The sequence below is a fragment of the Sandarakinorhabdus sp. AAP62 genome, assembly GCF_000331225.1.
GTDB lineage: Bacteria > Pseudomonadota > Alphaproteobacteria > Sphingomonadales > Sphingomonadaceae > Sandarakinorhabdus.
Genome location: NZ_ANFY01000021.1, coordinates 1 through 20,358 on the forward strand (window position 1 = coordinate 1; position 20,358 = coordinate 20,358).

At 67.2% G+C, this 20,358-nt stretch carries 13 protein-coding genes; 7 read left to right on the forward strand and 6 right to left on the reverse strand.

What is annotated here, in order from left to right:
* The first annotated feature begins 110 nt into the window (after positions 1-110).
* Positions 111-1,904 carry a DEAD/DEAH box helicase gene (locus D619_RS0114900; protein WP_017669404.1) on the forward strand — a complete coding sequence of 598 codons (1,794 nt, stop codon included), beginning with the start codon at positions 111-113 and terminating at the stop codon, positions 1,902-1,904.
* Here the strand turns inward: D619_RS0114900 and D619_RS16940 are convergent.
* The 5 genes from D619_RS16940 to D619_RS0114925 are packed head-to-tail and all read right to left on the reverse strand — an operon-like array spanning position 1,886 to position 9,552.
* Positions 1,886-3,412 carry a DUF4403 family protein gene (locus D619_RS16940; protein WP_017669405.1) on the reverse strand — a complete coding sequence of 509 codons (1,527 nt, stop codon included), beginning with the start codon at positions 3,410-3,412 and terminating at the stop codon, positions 1,886-1,888. The genes D619_RS0114900 and D619_RS16940 overlap by 19 nt on opposite strands.
* A complete protein-coding gene (locus D619_RS0114910; RefSeq protein ID WP_017669406.1) occupies positions 3,412-4,401 on the reverse strand; it encodes a DUF2891 domain-containing protein in 990 nt (329 codons plus the stop codon). Before D619_RS0114910 ends, D619_RS16940 begins: the two co-directional genes overlap by 1 nt.
* Positions 4,398-5,339, reverse strand: a complete 942-nt coding sequence (locus tag D619_RS0114915; protein ID WP_026091100.1) for a DUF979 domain-containing protein — start codon at positions 5,337-5,339, stop codon at positions 4,398-4,400. The genes D619_RS0114910 and D619_RS0114915 overlap by 4 nt, the downstream gene beginning before the upstream one ends.
* A complete protein-coding gene (locus D619_RS0114920; RefSeq protein ID WP_026091101.1) occupies positions 5,336-5,980 on the reverse strand; it encodes a DUF969 domain-containing protein in 645 nt (214 codons plus the stop codon). The genes D619_RS0114915 and D619_RS0114920 overlap by 4 nt, the downstream gene beginning before the upstream one ends.
* Positions 5,981-6,009: 29 nt before the next feature.
* Positions 6,010-9,552, reverse strand: a complete 3,543-nt coding sequence (locus D619_RS0114925; RefSeq protein WP_017669409.1) for a hydantoinase B/oxoprolinase family protein — start codon at positions 9,550-9,552, stop codon at positions 6,010-6,012.
* A 412-nt stretch (positions 9,553-9,964) separates the two neighbouring features.
* On the opposite strand from D619_RS0114925, the gene D619_RS0114930 reads away from it, so the two are divergent.
* Complete coding sequence (locus D619_RS0114930) at positions 9,965-10,741, forward strand: glycoside hydrolase family 16 protein (RefSeq protein WP_017669410.1); 777 nt, start codon at positions 9,965-9,967, stop codon at positions 10,739-10,741.
* Positions 10,742-10,992: 251 nt separating this feature from the next.
* On the opposite strand, the gene mutS is transcribed toward D619_RS0114930, so the two are convergent.
* Entirely contained in the window at positions 10,993-13,542 is a 2,550-nt protein-coding gene (gene mutS, locus D619_RS0114935) for a DNA mismatch repair protein MutS (RefSeq protein ID WP_051033521.1), read from the reverse strand.
* Between the two features lie 158 nt (positions 13,543-13,700).
* On the opposite strand from mutS, the gene D619_RS0114940 reads away from it, so the two are divergent.
* From D619_RS0114940 to D619_RS0114960, 5 genes are read left to right on the forward strand one after another with little or no spacing between them, the layout of a single operon-like run.
* On the forward strand, positions 13,701-15,962 hold the full coding sequence (locus tag D619_RS0114940) for an NADP-dependent malic enzyme (protein WP_017669412.1): 2,262 nt from the start codon (positions 13,701-13,703) through the stop codon (positions 15,960-15,962).
* A gap of 7 nt (positions 15,963-15,969) precedes the next feature.
* Positions 15,970-16,737: an alpha/beta hydrolase gene (locus D619_RS0114945; protein ID WP_279379376.1), complete on the forward strand. Its 768-nt coding sequence runs from the start codon at positions 15,970-15,972 to the stop codon at positions 16,735-16,737.
* Positions 16,716-17,759 carry a tRNA epoxyqueuosine(34) reductase QueG gene (queG, locus tag D619_RS0114950; RefSeq protein ID WP_026091103.1) on the forward strand — a complete coding sequence of 348 codons (1,044 nt, stop codon included), beginning with the start codon at positions 16,716-16,718 and terminating at the stop codon, positions 17,757-17,759. The genes D619_RS0114945 and queG overlap by 22 nt, the downstream gene beginning before the upstream one ends.
* Positions 17,756-18,676 (forward strand): carbon-nitrogen hydrolase family protein, encoded by a 921-nt coding sequence (locus D619_RS0114955; RefSeq protein WP_017669415.1) that lies wholly within the window; start codon positions 17,756-17,758, stop codon positions 18,674-18,676. The genes queG and D619_RS0114955 overlap by 4 nt, the downstream gene beginning before the upstream one ends.
* A 26-nt stretch (positions 18,677-18,702) precedes the next feature.
* A complete protein-coding gene (locus D619_RS0114960; protein WP_026091104.1) occupies positions 18,703-20,262 on the forward strand; it encodes a helicase HerA-like domain-containing protein in 1,560 nt (519 codons plus the stop codon).
* Positions 20,263-20,358: the final 96 nt, after the last annotated feature.

Below are 20,358 nucleotides of genomic sequence, written 5' to 3' on the forward strand. Positions count from 1 at the left end.
CCCTCCTGGCGCGGCCCTGGCGGCACGACCCCTCCCCCAGCCCCTCCCTGCCAGCAGGGAGGGGAGCCAAGCGATTCGCCTTTCGCCGCCATTTGCGCCATAGGCCGCGCATGACAATCGAAACGCTCCCCGCGCCGTTGGCCCAGGCCATCGCGCAGCGCGGCTATGAAGAACTCACCCCCGTCCAGTCCGCCGTGATCGCCGATGAGGCGCGCGGCCGGGATTTGCTGGTTTCCGCCCAGACCGGTTCGGGCAAGACGGTCGCCTTTGGCCTTGCCATGGCCGAAAATCTGCTTGGCACGGCTGATGCACTGCCGGCCCCCGCCCGGCCGCTGGCGCTGGTGATCGCGCCAACCCGCGAACTGGCGCTGCAGGTCGCCAAGGAACTGGCCTGGCTCTATGCCCCGGCGCGTGGCCGCATTGCCACCTGCGTGGGCGGCATGAATCAGCAGGTGGAACGGCGCTCGCTCAGCGCCGGCACGCATATCGTGGTTGGCACGCCCGGCCGCCTGCGCGATCACCTCGAACGCGGCGCGCTGCTGCTCGATAATTGCAAGGTCGTCGTGCTCGATGAAGCCGATGAAATGCTCGACATGGGCTTCCGCGAGGATCTGGAAGAAATCCTGGATGCCGCCCCGCCCGAACGCCGTACGCTGATGTTTTCGGCCACCATGCCCAGGGGCATTGCCGAACTCGCCCGCGATTATCAGAAGGATGCGCTGCGTCTTGCTACCGCCGGCCGCGCCAGCCAGCATGCCGATATCAGCTATCAATGCGTCGCCACCGCGCCGGCCGATATCGAAGCCGCCGTGGTCAATCTGCTGCGCTACCACGAAGCGCCGACCGCCATGCTGTTCTGCGCCACGCGCGACAATGTTCGCCGCCTGCATGCCAGCCTGACCGAGCGCGGCTTTGCCGCCGTTGCACTGTCGGGCGAGCATAGCCAATCCGAACGCAACCAGGCGCTGCAGGCGCTGCGCGACCGCCGCGCCCGCCTGTGCGTGGCCACCGATGTGGCGGCGCGCGGCATCGATCTGCCGGGCCTCAGCCTCGTCATCCATGTCGAAGTGCCGCGTGATGCCGAAACCCTGCAGCACCGTTCTGGCCGCACCGGCCGTGCTGGCGCCAAGGGCACCGCTGTCATCATCGTGCCTTACCCGGCGCGCCGCCGCGTGGAACGCATGCTGCACGGCGCCGGCGTGAAGGCCGAATGGACCCCGGTGCCAACGCTGGAAGCCATCGCCGTGCAAGACCGTGCCCGGCTCCTGGAAAGCATCGGCGAAGGCATTGGCGCGCTGGACGATGAAGACAAGCGCCTGGGCGAGGAACTCCTCACCCGCCACGGTGTCGACGAGATTGCCGCCGCCCTGGTGCGCATGCACCGCGCCCGCCTGCCGCAGGCCGAGGAACTGGTGGATGCCGGCCCGGCACCGCGCGCCGAGCGCCGCGACAGCCGGCAGGGCAATGATGCCGGCCGCGGCCCGGACCGGGGCGGTGATCGCGGCGGCGAGGGTGTGTGGTTCCGGCTTGATGTCGGCCGCCGTGACAATGCCGATCCGCGCTGGATCATCCCGCTGCTCTGCCGCCGTGGCGGTGTGACCAAGCCCGATATCGGCGCCATCCGCATCTTCCCCGGCGAAACCATGGTGGAAATCGCGCCCGACATGGCGGAGCGCTTTGTGGTCGCCCTGAAGCGCCACGCCACCCGCAAGGGTAACAGCGCCGAAGACCAGATCGATATCAGCCCGGCCGGCGGCCCGCCGCAGCAGCGCCCGCCGCAGCAGCGCACCTTGTCAGCGCGTCCGCCGCACCCCGGCGGCCCCCGATCTGGCCCGCGTCCGGCTGGCAGCCCCAATTCTGGCCCGCGTCCGCCGCACAAGCCGCCTTATCGCGGCCGCGGCTGAAGCTTCGCATAATCCAGACGGGCACTGCCGGTGGCGGTGACCGGCAGGTAGATGCCCTGGCCCAGTACCACCGCCTTGCCGTGGTGCACCTGGTTGAAGCGCATGGCGAGGCGGAAATCGCCGATCTTCACGTCGGCCAGCGCCTTATCGATCTTGCCCAGCAGCCTGGTGTAATCGTGGGTGAAATCCTGGGTCAGCGCTTCCTCCAGCGCAGCCCTCACCTCGGTGGATTGCGCCACCGCCACCAGCAGCGGCAATTGCACATCGTCGCCGGGTTGGGCAGCCAGCGCCAGATCGCGCACCAGCATCCGTTCGCTGTCCGGCCGGGTTTCCGGCCGCGCCGTCAGCCACAGGCGTCCGTGCGTGTCCAGCAGCTGGCGTGGCCCGCGCGCCCTGATGTCCAGCCCCAGCGCCAGCTTGTCGCCATCCGTTGCATAGAGGGTGGACGGGCCAAAGCGCACCTTCACCCGGCCCCATTCCGGTACCAATATGCCGCGTGCCGCCACCTTGGCCAGGGCCTTGTCGATCGGGCGTTGCAGCGTGGCCGGATCGGCGAGCACGGCACTGTGCAGCAGCAGGCCCGATGGGCCGCCTGTCTTGCCGATGGCCGGCAGCGGCGTGGCGATTGGCGCGGCGGGTTGCTGGCCCAGCACCACCTCGGCCAGGGCGCCCAGCCGCGTGTCGATGCGCAAATTCTGGCGCTCCACCACGATATCATCCACCGCCAGCGCCTGCGGGGTAAGGCGCAACCAGGCGGCCGGGTTGCGGCGGTTGAGGGATTGCACGGTAAAGCCTTGCCGCCAAAGTTTCTCCAGCCCGGTTCGCACCGGCAGCCTTGCCAGCCGGCGCGGCAGTTCGGCCTGCACGCTGGCCAGCACGGGCGCGAGCTTCTCGTCGGCCCTTTCGGTCAGCCTGATCTGCTGGCCCAGCACTGAAACGGTCGGTTCCTGCCGCCAGTCATAGCGCAGCTGGATGCGTGCCGTCAGCTGGCCTTGCGGCGTCAGCGCCGGCACCAGATCGGCGGTGATCAGGGCTTCGGCTTCGGTGCCCTTGCGCGCGATCACGCCGCCGATATCGCGCGCCTCCAATGTGGCGGCCACCGGCATGGCGAGGTGCAATTTGCCGCCTTGGCTGGTGAGGCGAATCGGCCCCCGGATCACGTCGCCGACGATGCGGCACTTCACATCGGGTGTGAGTTTCAGTTTCGCGCCGAACAGCTTCACCCGGCCCGCCTTCAGGCACACGCTGCCGGGTTGATCCACCTGCCACAAATGCCGCGGCACCGCCTCGTTCACGGCGGCTTCCAGCAGGGCCAGCGGCACCCGCACCGGCAAGGCGATGCTGGACGGCGGCGGTGGCGGCAAGGGGCTGGGTGCGGCTCGCGGCGGGGCGGTCGCGCTGGCGGCGGTGTGGGTTTCGCGCAGCAACTGCCAGCCCATGCTGCCGGCGACGGCGAGGAAAAGAGCGCCGCCGACCAGCCACAGGCGGGTACGGCGGCGCATCGCCATCAGGCCTCCAGCGCGAGGAGTGCGAAACTGGCCAGCCAATGTTCCCCGGCGTAATCGCCGGCAATGTGGGGCAGGGCAGAGGCAACATGGACATCGGCCGCGCCGCGCAGCACCGGCGCGGCGGCGTCGCGCGGGCCCAGTCTGGCCGCCAGCGCGCGGAACGCCCAGGCCCGTGAAAGATTGAGGCCATCGAGATGCGCAATCTTGCCGTCGCTGCGATCGGTGACGGTGGCGGGGGTGAACAGGCTGGCAGGGGCTTGCAGCTTTGCCTTGGGCAGGAAGGCGCGGAACCAGCGGCGGAATTCGGGTGCCGGCAGCAGGGTCGCCATCGCCAGCGCTTCCATCAATGTGGGCGACAGGAAGGCATCGCCATCGGGTTCCCACGCCTGCGCGTGCTTGTCGGCACCATACCAGGCGCGGGCCCTGGCGGCCATCAGGGCGAAGAGATCGGGATCATGATCGGCAGCCCACTGGGCGCTGAGCACGAGGGCAAAGGCGGTGTTGCCGTGGGCGCCAGTGCGGATGGGATAGGTGAAGCTGCCAAGCATCGTGCGCCAATGCGAGGCGAAATCATGCGCGAATGGTTCAACTATTGGCGCCAATGGATTGTTTGCACTGGCCATTTCGGCATGCAGCTTCAGCAGCCAGGCCCAGCCATAAGGCCGCTCGAACCCGCGTGACAGCGGCCGGGCAAGATAGGCGCGTTCCACGGCCACCTTTGCCGCCGTGAAGGTTTCAGCCGCCAGCGCCAGCGTTTCGGCGGCGCGGGCATGCTGCGGAAACCGATGCGCCAGCCGCAGCAGCAGCCACCAGCCGTGCACGCAGCTGTGCCAATCAAAGCTGCCGTAAAACACCGGGTGGAGATCGCGCGGCGTGCGGGCATCGGCGTCGCTGGCCAGCACATGATCCAGCTTGTGCGGATATTCGCGGGTCACATGGCCCAGCGCGATGCCGGCCATGCGGGCGGCCTGGGTTTCGTCCATGATCATCGGAAGGCAAATCCCCAGATCATCGCGGTATTGAACAGCCACAGCGGCACTGCCGTCGCCACCTGGGCGCGGATCACAGCATAGCGATCGGGCAGGTTCAACAGTGCCGCCGGCACGATATTGAAATTGGCCGCCATCGGTGACAGCAAGGTGCCACAAAAGCCGGCCAGCATGCCCACCGCGCCCACCACCACCGGATCGCCGCCCATGCCCAGCACCAGCACCGGCAGGCCGATCCCGCCCATCATCACCGGGAAGGCGGCAAAGGCATTGCCCATCAACATGGTGAAGATCGCCATGCCGCCGGTGAAGGCGACCACGGCGGCGAGGCGGCTGCCCTCCGGAATTGCCAGCGGGGCCAGCGCGCCGACGATTTCACCCACGCCGGCCACCGTGAAAAGCGCGCCCAGGCTGGCCAGCATCTGCGGCAGGATCATCGCCCAGCCAACGCCTTCGGCCAGCCGCCGGCCTTCCTGAACAGGCGCGGCGCGCGGCGGGCGCTGCCAAAGCAACAGGAAGGCGATGGCCAGCACAACGCCCAGGCCCAGGCTGACGAGGGTAACTTGCCTGGGATCAACCAGGCCCGGTTGCAGCGGAAACAGGAAGGTGCCGGCCAACGCGACGCCGGGCATGATCAGCGCCGGCAGGAACAGGCGATTGCCGTGGCGCGCGATGCTGGCGAGGCGTTCGGCAGCATCGGTGGTGAGCGCGTGGCCCTTGCCCGGTGCGCCCAGCAGCGCCAGCGCCACCAGTGCCAGCAGCAACAGGCCATTGCCCATGTCGCCAAGGGCATCGCCCGCCAGGAACTCGGCCGCCAACAGGCCCCAGAAGGCCGCGCCGCGCCGGCGTTTCGGGTGCTGGCGATCCCGCATTGTCGCCACGGCCCAACTGCCGAACACCACGCCGGCGAGGGCGTACAGGGCAGGCAGGCCGATCACCGGCCCATCTTCCACAGCCTGTACCCATGCACCGCAAAGGCGGCCAGGGCCGTGGGGATGGCCCACACCGACAATTCCAGCGGCTGCACGATGATGCCGGCGCTTTCGAGGAAGCCCTTGATCAGCAGGATCGACGCGATGGCGAGGAAGATATCCTCACCAAAGAAGATGCCGACATTGTCCGTCGCCGCCGCCATTGCCTTGACCTGGTTGCGCTCGTCCTCGCTGAGTGAGGGATTGTCGCGGGTGGCGGCGGCTTCGACCATCGGGGCCAGCAAGGGCCGCACGGTCTGGGCATGGCCGGCGATCTGGGTGAGGCCCAGCGCCGCGGTGATCTGCCGGAAACCGAGATAGATCAGCAGGATGCGCGAGGTTGTTGCGGACTTTGTTCGGGAAATCAGGGCGGCGGCCTGTTCCTGCAACCCAGCCCGCTCCATCAGGCCGATCACCGGCAGGGCCAGCCACGGCACCGAGACATAGCGGTTCTGATGGAAGGCCTTGCCCAGTGCCGCCACCACCTCGGGCACCGAAAGGCCGGCCCCCAGGCCTGACCCGAAGGCCGCGGCCACCACCACCGCCAGCGGATTGGCACGCAGGGCAAAGCCGATCACCACGATGGCAATGCCGGCCAGCGGCCACAGGCCCGGAAGAGCGGCAGTGTCCAGCGTGGTCACCCGCCGAAGCCGCCGCCACCGGGGGTTTCGATCACGATCATGTCGCCGGCGGCGAGTTCAGCGCGATCGCAGGCAGCGAGCTGGACAACGCTGCCATCGGTGCGTTCGACGCGGGCGCTGCCCGGCAGGGCATCGCTGCCGCCGTTGAGGCCAAAAGGTCGAGTACGCCGACGGCCGGAGAGCAGGGAGGCCGTCATGGCCTCGCGGAATCGGATGCGGCGGACAACGCCATTCCCACCAGACCATTGGCCTCTGCCGCCAGAACAATCTCTTATGGCAAATTCTTCAACCAGGACGGGAAAGCGAGTTTCCAGCACTTCCGGATCAGTGAGCCGACTGTTGGTCATGTGGGTCTGCACCGCACTGGCGCCAGCAAAGCCGTCTCCAGCCCCGGCGCCGCCGCAGATCGTCTCATAATATTGGTGCGCTTCATTGCCGAAGGTGAAATTGTTCATGGTGCCTTCGGACGCAGCCAGAACACCGAGCGCACCAAACAGGGCATCGGTGATGATCTGGCTGGTTTCGACATTGCCGGCCACGACGGCCGCCGGGGCCTTCGGGCGCAGCATGCTGCCTTCCGGCACGATCAGCCTGAGCGGCCGCATGCAGCCATCATTCATCGGCAGATCATTGCCCGCTAGGCAGCGAAACACATAAAGCACCGCCGCCTGCGCCACGGAAAAGGGCGCATTGAAATTGTCAGCCAATTGCGGGGAGGTGCCGGTGAAATCGATGGTGGCGCTGCGGCTGGTCGGATCGATGCGGACGGTGACGCAGATGCGGGCGCCATTGTCCATCTCCACCGTGTGTTCGCCATCCTTCAATCGAGAAATGGCTGCACGAACAGCATCTTCGGCATTATCCTGCACGTAGCGCATGAAGGCCGCCACCACGGCCTCGCCTTCGCTGCCGCACAGGGCCACCAGCGCCTGCGCCCCGCGCGTGCAGGCTGCGACCTGGGCTTTCAGGTCGCCGATGCAGCGCGCCGGATCGCGCGCCGGCCAGGGGCCGCCACCGAGCAGGGCGAGCATTTCGGCTTCACAGAAACGGCCCCTGTCGATCAGCACGATATTGTCGATCAGCACGCCTTCTTCGGCGATGGTCTTGCTGTCGGGCGGCATGGATCCGGGGGTGATGCCGCCGATATCGGCCTGATGGCCGCGCGCGGCGACCCAGAAGGACGGCGCCGCGCCGCCGGCGAACACCGGCATCACCACGGTGACATCCGGCAAATGGGTGCCGCCCGCGAAGGGATTGTTGAGCACGAACGCGTCGCCGGGGTGGATGCCGCGGCTGGAAGCGGCCCATTTGCCCATCACTGTGCGCACACTGTCACCCATTGATCCCAGGTGCACCGGCATGTGCGGGGCATTGGCGATCAGATGGCCTTCACCGTCAAACAGCGCGCAGGAAAAATCCAGCCTTTCCTTGATGTTGACAGACCAGGCCGTGGTTTTCAGCGCTTCGCCCATGTCCTCGGCGATGGCCATGAAGCGATTGGCGAACAGCTCGAGGCGGATGGGATCAGCCGTAGCGGTGGTCGTGGCCGCTTTCGTTGCCGGGGCCAGACGGGTCAGGATGAGATTGGCGGCGATATCGACTTCGGCCTGCCAACCCGGCTCGACCAGTGTGGTGCCGGCGCTGTCGATGATCACCGCCGGGCCGGCGATGCGCCAGCCAGCGGGCAGGGCGGCGCGGTTGTAGAAGGCGCAGCGCTGCCAGCCGTGGCCAAACCAGACATCGTGGGTGGCCAGATGCAGCGCGCCGTGGCGGGCGGCTGGCGAAACGGCCGGCAATGCAGGCGTTTCGCCGACCGCTTCGGCAATCAGCGCGTCCACAACCAGATCGGCATCGGCGATTGTGAAACCGAACCGCCTGGCCTGTTCCGCTGCGAAGGCGCTGGCCAGGGTGGCCGGATCGGCCAGCGGCAGATCAACCCCGCTGTCGGAGCCGGCATAGCGGATGCGGGCCAACAGCTGCACGCGCGCCGCCGCCTCGCCTTGCGCCAGCAGGGCCGATCGGGCCTGATCCGCCAGTTCGGCAGCCGGGCCTGCCAGTTCGGTTGCCGGGCCCAGCGGCCAGTTCAGCGTGCGCTGGCGCACCACCCGCACTTCGGCCAGGCCGATGCCAAAGGCTGACAACAACCCGGCAAGCGGATGGATGAGGATACGGGTCATGCCCAGCTGGTCGGCGATGGCACAGGCGTGCTGGCCGCCGGCGCCGCCAAAGCTGGTCAGCGTGTAGCGCGCGGCGTCGTGCCCGCGCGCGATGGAGATGCGGCGGATGGCCTGCGCCATGGTTTCGGTGGCAATGGCCCGCGCGCCGGCGGCGACCTGTTCCGGCGGCTGGCCGATGGCGGCCCCCAGTTCGGCAAAGCCGGCGCGGACGGCTTCGGCGTCGAGCGGCTGATCGCCGCCCGGCCCGAACAGCGATGGGAAATGCGCCGGCTGCACGATGCCGAGCATGACATTGGCATCGGTGACGGTGAGTGGCCCGCCGCGCCGATATGCGGCCGGGCCGGGCACGGCGCCAGCGCTTTCGGGGCCCACTTTCAGCCGGCCATTGTTGTGGCTGATGATCGATCCGCCGCCGGCCGCAACCGTATCGATCTTCAGCATTGGCACGCGCATGGGCACGCCGGCGATCATCACTTCCTCGGCACGTTCATATTGCCCGTCGAACAGGCTGACATCGGTGGAGGTGCCGCCCATGTCGAAGCCGATCAGCCGGTTTTCGCCCGCGCTGCGCCCGGCCGCGGCCATTCCGACAATGCCGCCAGCCGGACCCGAAAGAATGGCATCGCGGCCGTGGAAATGCCCGGCACGCGCCAGACCGCCATTGGATTGCATGAAAGCGACGTTCACCTGCGGCAGCCCGGCCGCGACCCGGCTGACATAATCGCGCAGCGGCGGCGACAGATAGGCGTCCACTACCGCCGTATTGGCGCGCGGCACCAGCCGGATGACGGCGCCAACCTCGTGGCTGGTGGTGACCTGCGTGAAACCGATCTCGCGCGCGATGTCGGCCACGCGCGTTTCGTGCGCCGGATGGGCATGGCCATGCAGGCAGGCGACGGCCAGGCTGCGATAACCGGCGTCAAACACATCCTGCAGGGCAACGCGCGCGGCGGCTTCATCGAGCGGCCGCAGCAGCTGGCCCTCTGCCGTGACCCGTTCATCGATTTCCACCACCACTTCATACAGCGGCACGGGCTTTTTGATCTCAAGCGCGAAGATATCCGGCCGGGCCTGGTGGCCGATCAGCAGCGCGTCCCGGTGCCCGCGCGTGATGGCCAGCGCCGTCGGCTGGCCGCGCCGTTCCAACAGGGCATTGGTGGCCACCGTGGTGCCCATGCGCACGGCGTCGATGGGGGCGCTGTCTGCGCCGCGCAGCCGGGCGATTCCCGCCAGCGCCGCATCGTCATATTGTTCGGGTGCATGGCTCAGCAGCTTGGCCGTCGCCAGCCCGCCATCGGGCCGCAGCGCCACCACATCGGTGAAGGTGCCGCCGCGATCGATCCAGAATTGCCATCCCGCCATGGGTTTGTGGTGGCGGGACGGGCGGAGGCGGTCAAGCAGAGAAACCGTGCATCAGCCGGCAAGCCTCGCCTGCCGGCTATTGGCCATGCCGGCCTGCATTTGTTGTTCGCGGCGCTCCACGCAATTCTCCCGTGCAGCTTGCCACGCCAGCGCAACGCGATTACCGTGATGGGAACGTTATCATTAATCGCTGCGATGCCGAACAGACGCAGCGGAATCCGGGGGCAATATGCGGTCTCGCCTGCACAGGAGCATGATGGTGGCGGCCTTGGCACTGCTTGCAGGCTGTAGTGGCGGCGGCAGTGTCAGCGCGGCGGCCGTGTCTTCCCCCGCCCCCACGCCAGCCCCCACGCCAGCTCCTGCTCCTGCGCCCGCACCTTCGCCTGCGCCTGCGCCGGCCCCGCCGCCAACCATGCGGCTGGTCTTTGCCGACGAATTCAATTCTGGCGCGCTGGATCGGACGACATGGAATGTCGAAGGCCCGGCCTTCTGGGTGAACAACGAAGTCCAGGCCTATGTCGACAGCCCGGAGACGATCAGTTTCGCGACACCGGCCGGGGCTGATGGCGGCGCGCTGGTACTGAAACCGGTACCGCGCCGCGGTTTTGTCACGCCCGGCGGCCGGGTGACGGATTTTGTTTCAGGCCGCATCAACACCGAAAACCGGGTGGAGGTGACCTACGGCAAGGTGGAAGCCCGCATCCGCATGCCGGACGCGACCGGCGTGTGGCCGGCGTTCTGGCTATTGGGCTATGGCACCTGGCCCGACAGCGGCGAAATCGACTTCATGGAAAATGTTGGCGACAAATCATGGGTCAACGCCGCCATCCACGGGCCCGGCTATTCCGGGGACACACCCTTGTACAAGCGCTTTGACTTCCCGGCCGGGGAGGATGTGACCGGCTGGCACGTCTATGCCGTTGAACGCACCGCCGATGCGGTGATCTTCACCGTCGACGGTCGCGAATATTACCGGGTGACGAAAGCTGTCGTCGAGCGCTACGGCCCGTGGCGCTTCGACCGGAAGCAATATCTGATCCTCAACTTCGCCATCGGTGGCATCTACCCCAACAAGGTCAATGGCATAGCCGCGCCTTACTTCGGCCTGCCGCAAGCCACGGTGGACAAGATCAATGCCGGCACCGTGGCGATGGAGGTGGACTGGGTGAAGGTGTGGGAGTTGAAGTAGGGGGCCTCCGGCGGGCAGGGACTCGTCCCTGCACCCGTTTGTTTTCTATTGCCCACAACGTCATCGTCACCCCGGCGAAAGCCGGGGCACATCACCCAAGCGCCCCGACAGGCGCGCTGGTGGAGATTGTGGGCGATGGGTCCCGGCTTTCGCCGGGGTGACGGGTTGGCAGAGCGCGCAACTGGCAGCTGAGCGCCACCCTGAATCGAACGGGTGCAGGGACGAGTCCCTGCCCGCCGGAGGCCCACATCTTACCCCTTCGGCGCAGCCAGCGCCTTCAGATCCGCCAGCAGGTCCAGCGCCTCACGCGGTGTGATATTGTCCGGATCAATCGCGCTCAGTTTCTCGCGCAGGTCGTCGGGTGTGGCGGCGGCGGGCGCGGCGAAGAGGGGGAGGCTGTCCACCCCGGCCGCGATGCCGCCGGTCTGGTCGCGGCGGGTTTCGAGGCGGGTGAGGACGGCGCGGGCGCGGGCGAGGACGGGGGCGGGAACACCGGCGAGGCGGGCGACGGCGAGGCCGTAGCTCTTGTCGGCGGCGCCCGGCGCAACCTGGTGCAGGAAGACGAGATCGCCTTTCCATTCGCGCACTTTCACGGTGACGGAGGCAAGGCTGGCGAGCTTGGCGGTCAATGGCACGAGTTCGTGATAGTGGGTGGCGAACAGGCAGCGGCATGCAAGATCGTCGTGCACGGCTTCGAGCACGGCCCAGGCGATGGCGAGACCATCGTAGGTGGAGGTGCCGCGGCCGACTTCATCGAGGATGACGAGGGAGCGATGGCTCGCGCCGGTGAGGATGGCGGCGGTTTCCACCATTTCGACCATGAAGGTGGAGCGGCCTTCCGCCAGATCATCGGCGGCGCCGACGCGGCTGTAGAGCCTGTCCACCACGCCGATATGCGCTGATGCAGCGGGCACGTAGCTGCCGGCCTGGGCCAGCACGGCGATCAGCGCATTCTGGCGCAGGAAGGTGGATTTACCGGCCATGTTGGGACCGGTGACGAGCCAGACCCGCCTGTCGGCCGACAGGTCGCAATCGTTCGGCGTGAAGCGGGTGCCGGATTTGCGCACCGCGAGTTCGACCACGGGGTGGCGGCCGGATTCGATATGGAAGGCGGTGCTGGCGTCCACAGTCGGGCGGCACCAATTCTCCGATGCGGCCAATTCAGCCAGCGCGGCGGCAACGTCGAGGCGGGCGAGCGCGGCGGCGGTGGCGGCAATGCTGGCGGTGTGGCTGAGCGCTTCTTCGCGCAATTCTTCCAGATGCGCGGCTTCCGCAGCGAGCGCGTGATCGGCGGCCTGGGCGATTTTGGTTCCGAGTTCGCCGAGTTCGGGGCTGGAGAAGCGGACGGCGCCGGCCATGGTCTGGCGGTGGATGAAGCCGGAGTCTGCCCGCAGCAGCGGATCGGCGCGGGCGGCGGGGACCTCGATGTGATAGCCCAGCACATTGTTGTGGCGGATCTTCAACGCCGTGATGCCGGTTTCGGATTTGAGGCGGGTTTCGAGCGCGACCACGGCAGAGCGGCCGTCCCTGGACGTGTCGCGCAGCGCATCGAGCGCCGCATCGAAGCCGGGGCGGATGGCGCCGGGCAGTTCGATGGGCGGTTCGTCCACCAGCGTGCGGGCGAGCTGTTCGACCAGCGCGCCGAGGCCGGCGCCGATCTGGCCAAGCGTTTCGGCGAGTAGTTCCGGCGGTGCGGCGCGGGTGGTGAGGGCGTGCCTGAGGGCCAGCGCGCGGGCAAGGCCGGTCGAGAGCTGGCCCAGGTCGCGGGGGCTCCAGCGGCCGATGGTGAGGCGGGCCAATGCGCGGGCGATGTCGGGCAGGCCGGCGAGCGTGTCGCGCGTGGCCGAACGGGTGAGCGGATCGGCAATGAACCATTCGACCAGATCGAGCCGGGCCACGATGCGTGCCGGATCGGTGAGCGGGGCGGCGATATCCTGGCCGAGTTGCCGTGCGCCGGCGGCGGTGACGGTGCGATCGATGGCGGCTTCCAGGCTGTGGCGCGAGGCGGTGCGGGCGAGTTCGAGGCTGGCGCGGGTGGCGGCATCAATGGCCATGCGGCTGCCGGGCAATTCCTGGCGTGGCGGCAGGATCAGCGGGGCGGCCGAGCGGGCGGTTTCCTGCACATAGGCGAGGAGGGCGCCGGCAGCGGCCAGTTCCTCGCGGCAAAAATCGCCCCAGCCGTCGAGCGTGGCGACGCCAAAGCGGGATTTCAGCGTGGCTTCGGCGCGGGCGGCAGAGAAATCGGTGGCGGGGCGGGAGGTGCCCTTGGTGGCGTGGCTTTCGGGAACGAGCAGTTCGGCCGGCGCGAGGCGGGCGATTTCGCCTTTGAGTTCCGCCACGCTGCCGGCGCGCGTGTGGAAGGCGCCGGTGGAAAGGTCGAGCCACGCCAGCCCCGCCGCATCGCCGTCGCCGGCGAGCGCTGCCAGCCAGTTGGAGCGCTTGGGTTCCAGCAGGGCCGTTTCGGTGATGGTGCCGGGCGTCACGATCCGCACGATGGCGCGGGCGACAACGCTCTTGCTGCCGCGCTTCCTGGCTTCGGCCGGGTCTTCCACCTGCTCGGCAATGGCGACGCGGTGCCCGGCGCGGATCAGGCGGGCGAGGTAGTTTTCATGGGCATGGACGGGCACGCCGCACATGGGAATAGGCTTCCCGCCATGTTCACCGCGCCGGGTCAGCGCGATGTCGAGGCAGGCGGCGGCAGCGGCGGCGTCTTCGAAGAACAGCTCGTAGAAATCGCCCATGCGATAGAACAGCAAGGCGTCCGGCACCTCGGCCTTTATGCCGAGATATTGCGTCATCATGGGGGAGGCGGCGGTCACGCCCCTGCGATAGCGCGCGGGCGGTTCGGTGCAAAGGGGCGCGTGAAAGCGGCACACCTCATGCCAAAGCGCTTGCCCCTTTGCTGCCACAATCCTATCCGTGGCGCATCCCCGGGTTCAGGCACGCTTCAGGACAGACCATGAGCAGCATTGACGACAACGACTTTGGTGACCGCGAGGCGTTGGCCTATCACCGCATGGGCAAGGCAGGCAAAATCGACATTGTCGCCTCCAAGCCGATGGCGACGCAGCGCGACCTTTCGCTGGCCTATTCCCCCGGTGTCGCCGCCCCGGTGCGCGCCATCGCCGCCGATCCCGACAGTGCCTATGATTATACCATCAAGGGCAATCTGGTTGCCGTCATCTCCAATGGCACCGCCATCCTGGGCCTGGGCAATCTGGGCGCGCTGGCATCAAAGCCGGTGATGGAAGGCAAGGCCGTGCTGTTCAAGCGCTTTGCCGATATCGACAGCATCGATCTGGAAGTGAACACCGAAGACGTCGACAAGTTCATCGCCTGCGTCGAACTGCTGGAGCCGTCGTTCGGCGGCATCAACCTTGAGGATATCAAGGCGCCGGAATGTTTCATCATCGAAACCACGCTGAAGGAACGGATGAACATCCCGGTCTTTCACGATGATCAGCATGGCACGGCCATCGTGGCGGCGGCGGGGATGATCAACGCCCTGCATCTGACCGGCCGCAAGCCGGAAGATGTGAAGCTGGTGGTGAACGGTGCCGGAGCGGCCGCGATTGCCTGCACCGAGCTGATCAAGCTCTATGGCGTCAAGCACGTGATCATGTGCGACACGTCGGGGGTCATCTACAAGGGCCGCGAAAAGGGCATGAACCAGTGGAAATCGGCCCATGCCGCCGATACGCCGGCGCGTTCCCTGGAAGAGGCGATGGTGGGCGCGGACGTGTTCATGGGCCTGAGCCAGAAAGGCGCCGTGAGCCCCGAGATGGTGGCCAGCATGGCGGCCAATCCGATCATCTTCGCGATGGCCAACCCCGATCCGGAAATCACGCCGGAAGAAGTCCACGCCGTGCGTTCGGACGCCATCGTGGCCACCGGGCGCAGCGATTATCCCAACCAGGTCAACAATGTGCTGTGCTTCCCCTATCTGTTCCGGGGCGCGCTGGATGTGCGGGCAACCGCCATCAACGAAGAGATGAAGCTGGCCGCGGCCAACGCCATTGCCAGCCTGGCCCGCATGCCGGTGCCGGATGAAGTGGCCGCCGCATACGGGGGCAAGGCGCGCAATTTCGGCCCGGAATATATCATCCCGGCGCCGTTTGATCCGCGCCTGATCGAACATATCCCCACCGCCGTCGCCAAGGCCGCCATGGCGTCGGGCGCAGCGCGCAAGCCCTTCTTCGATGAAGAGGCCTATCGCCAGGAACTCCGGGGCCGGCTGAATCCCACCACCTCGATCCTGCAGGGCGCGATCGAAAGCGCCCAGAGCCGGCCGCGCCGGGCGGTGTTTGCCGAAGCCGAACAGGATGTGGTGCTGCGCGCCGCGATGAACTGGAAGAACAGCGGTTACGGCACGCCGGTGCTGGTGGGCCGCGAAGGGCCGGTGCGCGAAGGTCTGGCCCGGTTGGGCGTGACCGACATCGACAGTTTTGAAATCCACAACAGCTCGATCTCGCCGCTGGTGCCGCGCATGGTGGAGTTTCTCTACGAACGGCTGCAGCGCCGCGGCATGCTGCACCGCGACGTGCAGCGCATGGTGAACCACGAACGCAACGTGTTTGGCGCCTTGCTGGTGGCGATGGGCGAGGCAGACCTGATGCTCACCGGCGTTACCCGCAATTTTGCCACCACCTATCGCCAGGTGCGCCAGGTCATTGATCCGGTGCCGGGCACGCGGCCGTTCGGCATCCACATGCTGGTGGGCAAGCAGCAGACGATCTTTGTGGCCGATACCACGGTGACCGAGCGGCCATCGGCGGAATCGCTGGCCACCATCGCCATCGAAACCGCGGCCGTCGCCCGCCGGCTGGGCCAGGAACCGCGCGTGGCCTTCCTGAGCTATTCGAATTTCGGCAACCCGCGCGGCGAGTTTGTCGACAATGTGCGCGGTGCGGTGCAGCTGCTCGACAGCCGCCAGGTCGGCTTTGAATATGAAGGCGAAATGTCGGCCGACGTGGCGCTCAACCCGTCGATGCGGGCGCAATATCCGTTCAATCGCCTGTCGGGCCCGGCCAATGTGCTGATCATGCCCGGGCTGCACAGCGCCAACATCGCTGCCAAGCTGATCAAGGAAGTCGCCAATTTGCGGGTTGTTGGCCCGATGCTGGTCAACATGTCCAAACCGGTGCAGATCGTGCCGATGAACAGCAACGCCGCCGATATCGTCACGCTGGGCGTGCTGGCCTCCACGGGCGTCGTGTGTTGAGTTGGGTGTGCTGAAACCGCCCGTTCTTCTCATCCATGGCATGTGGTCGACGCCGGCCACGTTTGACCGGCTGCGCCCCGTGCTGGAGGAAGCCGGCCATCGCACCCACGCGCCGTGCATCCTGTTCCACGATCGGCCGGTTTCGCTGCCGCCGGCGCCGGCGCTGGGGGAACTGTCGATCACGGCCTACGTGGATCATCTGGTCGCCGAAGCCGGGAAGCTGGGTGCACCACCGGTGATCCTGGGCCATTCGATGGGCAGTTTGCTGGCGCAGATGGTGGCGCAGCGGATTCCGCATGCGGGCCTGGTGCTGTTGTCGCCGGCAGCAGCGGCCAATTCGCAGGCCTTCAGCCTCGATCCCGCCAAGGCGCTGAAGAATGTCGTGCTGAAATGGGGCTGGTGGGAAAATCCGACCCTGTGTGACGAGGCTGGCGCGCGCTGGGGGATCTTCAACGGCGTGCCCGAGGCTGTGACGCGCCGCGAGATTGATGCGCTGGTGTGGGATTCGGGCCGCGTGCTGGCCGAAATGGCGCTGCCGCCGCTGTTCGGCAATGTGACGCGCGTGGATTATGCGCGCCTGAACCAGCCGGCGCTGGTGGTGGTGGGCCTCAACGATCGCATCACCCCGCCCGGCATAGCACGGGCGACGGCCCGCAATCTCACGGGCCAGGTGGATTATCAGGAACTGCCGGGGGTGCCGCACTGGCTGTTTTACGGCGAGGTGGAAGACCGGTTGGCATCGATGGTGGTGGATTGGCTCAAGACGCTGGGTTGATTGCCCGGCTGAAGGCCGAGGCGCTGACCCAGGGCTTTGCCGATGTGGGCATAGCAGCGCCCGATGCGATTCCGGAAGCGGGTGCGCGGCTGAAGGCCTGGCTGGCCGATGGCTGCCATGGCGACATGATCTGGATGCCGGACCGCGCCGATGAACGCGCATCGCCAAAGGGCCTGTGGCCGGATGTGAAGAGCGTGATCATGCTTGGCACCAGCTATGCCCCGCCGCTCGATCCGCTGCGGCTGGCGGGGCAGGGCGATACGGGCGTCATCTCGGTCTATGCGTGGAATCGTGATTATCATGATCTGATCAAGAAACGGCTGAAGGCGCTGGCGCGCTGGCTGGTGGCTGAAGCGGGCGGCGAATTGAAGGTGTTCGTGGACACCGCGCCGGTGATGGAAAAGCCGCTGGCGGCGGCTGCCGGGCTGGGCTGGCAGGGCAAGCACACCAATCTGGTGTCGCGCCAGCACGGAAGCTGGTTGTTCCTTGGCGCGATCTACACCACGCTCGATCTGGCGGCGGACGAACCGCACGCAGACCGTTGCGGCAGTTGCACCCGCTGCCAGACGGCGTGCCCGACTCAGGCCTTCCCGTCGCCCTATCGGCTCGATGCGCGGCGCTGCCTCGCCTATCTCACCATCGAGCACAAAGGCCCCATTCCGGAAGAGTTCCGGGCGCCAATGGCCAACCGCATCTATGGCTGTGATGATTGCCTCGCCGTGTGCCCGTGGAACCGCTTTGCCAAGGCGACCGAGGAGCCCGCCTTTCTGCCGCGCGCCGAACTGACAGCGCCGAAACTGGCCGAATTGCTCGGGCTTGACGATGCCGCGTTCCGGGCGCTCTTTTCCGGTTCAGCGGTCAAGCGCATCGGGGTCAATCGCTTTATCCGCAATTGCCTGTATGCGGCGGGCAACAGCGGCGAAGCGGCGCTGATCCCGGCGGTGCGCGCGCATCTGGGGAGTGATGATCCGGTGGTGGCTGATGCCGCCCGTTGGGCGCTGGAACGATTGGAGTCTGCATGAGCATCCCGACTGGAACCGCCCGCCTCGCCGCGCTGCAGATCGGCAGCCGGGCAACCACTGCCGAGACGCTGGCCGCGCTGCTGGAACGGCGGGAGGAACTTAAGGCGGCCCGGCCCGATCTGCTGGTGCTGCCCGAAGCCTTGTTGGGCGGCTATCCGAAGGGTGCGGATTTCGGCGTGCGGCTGGGTTATCGCACGCCGGCCGGGCGCGATGCGTTCAAGCGTTACTGGGAACAGGCGATCGAGATTGACGGGCCGGAAGTGGCGGCGCTGGGCGAACTGGCGGCAGATCTCGCTTGCACCATGGTGGTGGGCGCGATCGTGCGGGCCGGGGCCACGCTGCATTGCTGCGCGCTGCATTTCACCCCCAATGGCCGCCTCGCCGGGCATCGGGGCAAGTTGATGCCAACTGCAGCCGAGCGGCTGATCTGGGGGCAGGGCGGGCCTGACGATGTGCGCGTGTTCGACAGCCCGGTGGGGCGGATCGCGCCGGTGATCTGCTGGGAAAATTTCATGCCGCTGTTTCGCGCGGCGCTGTACGAAAAGGGCGTCGCGATCTGGGCGGCGCCCACCGTGGATGATCGGCCGCAATGGGAAGTGGCGATGCGCCACATCGCGCATGAAGGCCGCTGCTTCCTGGTATCGGCCTGCCAGTGGAAGCCGCCCACCCGCGAAGCGCTGGGCGAGCCGATCACGCTGATCGACCGCGCCGAGGATGTGCCGATCATCGGCGGCGGCAGCATCATTGTCTCGCCGATGGGCGAGGTGCTGGCCGGGCCGTTGCGCGGCGGGGAGGGGCTGCTGGTGGCCGAGGTCGATCTGGCCGATATCGTGCGCAGCCGCTTCGATTTCGATGCCGCCGGCCATTATGCAAGGCCTGATATCTTCCGGCTGGACGTGACGCCGCCTACGCGCTGAAACTGCGCCACAAAGGGGAGACGCACGTGACTGATTCTTTGTTCATTGGCCTGTCGGATCAGGATGCGCCGCAAAGCCTCGTGCTGAAACGCGCCAACCGGCACGGGCTGATCGCGGGCGCCACCGGCACGGGCAAGACGGTGACTCTGCAGGGCTTGGCCGAAGGCTTTAGTCGCGCCGGGGTGCCGGTGTTCCTGGCCGATGTGAAGGGCGATATCGCCGGCATGGCACGCGCAGGCAGCGAGGCCGCGGCCTGGACGGCCAAGCGCGCCATGGAAATGAAGATGGAGGATTACGACTGGGAATCGATGCCGGTCGTGTTCTGGGATCTGTTCGGCGAACAGGGCCACCCCATCCGCACCACGATTTCCGAAATGGGGCCGTTGCTGCTGTCGCGCCTGATGGGCCTGAACGATACCCAGGAAGGCGTGCTCACCATCGCCTTCCGCTATGCCGATGAGCATGATTTGCTGCTGCTCGATCTGGAAGATCTGCAGGCGATGCTGGCCTGGTGCGCGGATATTGCCGACGAGCTTTCCAGCAAGTACGGCAATGTGACCAAGGCGAGCGTTGGCTCGATCCAGCGCCAGTTGCTGACGCTGGACAGCCAGGGCGGCGCGGCCTTCTTTGGCGAGCCGGCGTTCGACATCACCGATTTCATCGCATTGGATGGCAAGGGCCGGGGGCGGGTGAATATCCTCGCCGCCGACAAGTTGATGAACAGCCCGCGCCTCTATGCGACCTTCCTGCTGTGGCTGCTGTCGGAACTGTTCGAGACGCTTCCCGAAGTGGGCGATCCCGACAAGCCGAAGCTGGTGTTCTTCTTCGACGAAGCCCATCTGCTGTTCGACGAGGCGCCGGATGCGCTGATGGACAAGGTGGAACAGGTGGTCCGCCTGATCCGGTCGAAGGGCGTCGGCGTCTATTTCGTCACGCAGAACCCGATCGACATTCCGGAAAAGGTGGCGGGCCAACTCGGCAACCGGGTGCAGCATGCCCTGCGCGCCTTCACGCCGCGGGATGCGCGGGCGATCAAGTCGGCCTCCGAGACGTTTCGGCCGAATCCGCGGCTGGATGTGGCGGCGGTGATCACGGAAATGAAGGTGGGCGAGGCGCTGGTTTCGACCCTGATGCCCGATGGCGCCCCCAGCCCGGTGGAGCGCACCCGCATCGCGCCGCCGCGCAGCCGCGTTGGGCCGCTGACGCCGGGCGAGCGCATGGATGTGATCAATGCCTCACCCTATGCCGGCAAATATGAGGAGCGGATCGACCGCGACTCCGCCGCCGAACTGCTGGTGATGAAGCGCGAGGAAAGCGCGGCGCAGGCCGAGGCCGAGAAGCAGGCAGCGCTGCAGGCCAAACTCGACGCGCAGGCGGCGAAGGAAGAGGCGAAGCTGCAGGCGCAACGCGAACGCGAGGCGGCGCGGCTGGAAGCGGCCAAGGCCCGCGCCGCCGCCCGGCCGAGCGCGACGGAAAAGGCCGTGGCCTCGGCAGTGACGGCGGCGGCGAGCACCTTGGGCCGGCAGGTGGCCGGATCGCTGGGCAAGAGCCTGGTGCGCGGGATTTTGGGGAGCTTGTTCAAGTAAATTCTCCCCTCCTTGCTTGCAGGGAGGGGCCGGGGGAGGGTTCTCTCCGCAGGGGATCGTCCTGGTGGCAAGCACCCCCCCCCCCCCCCCCCCCCC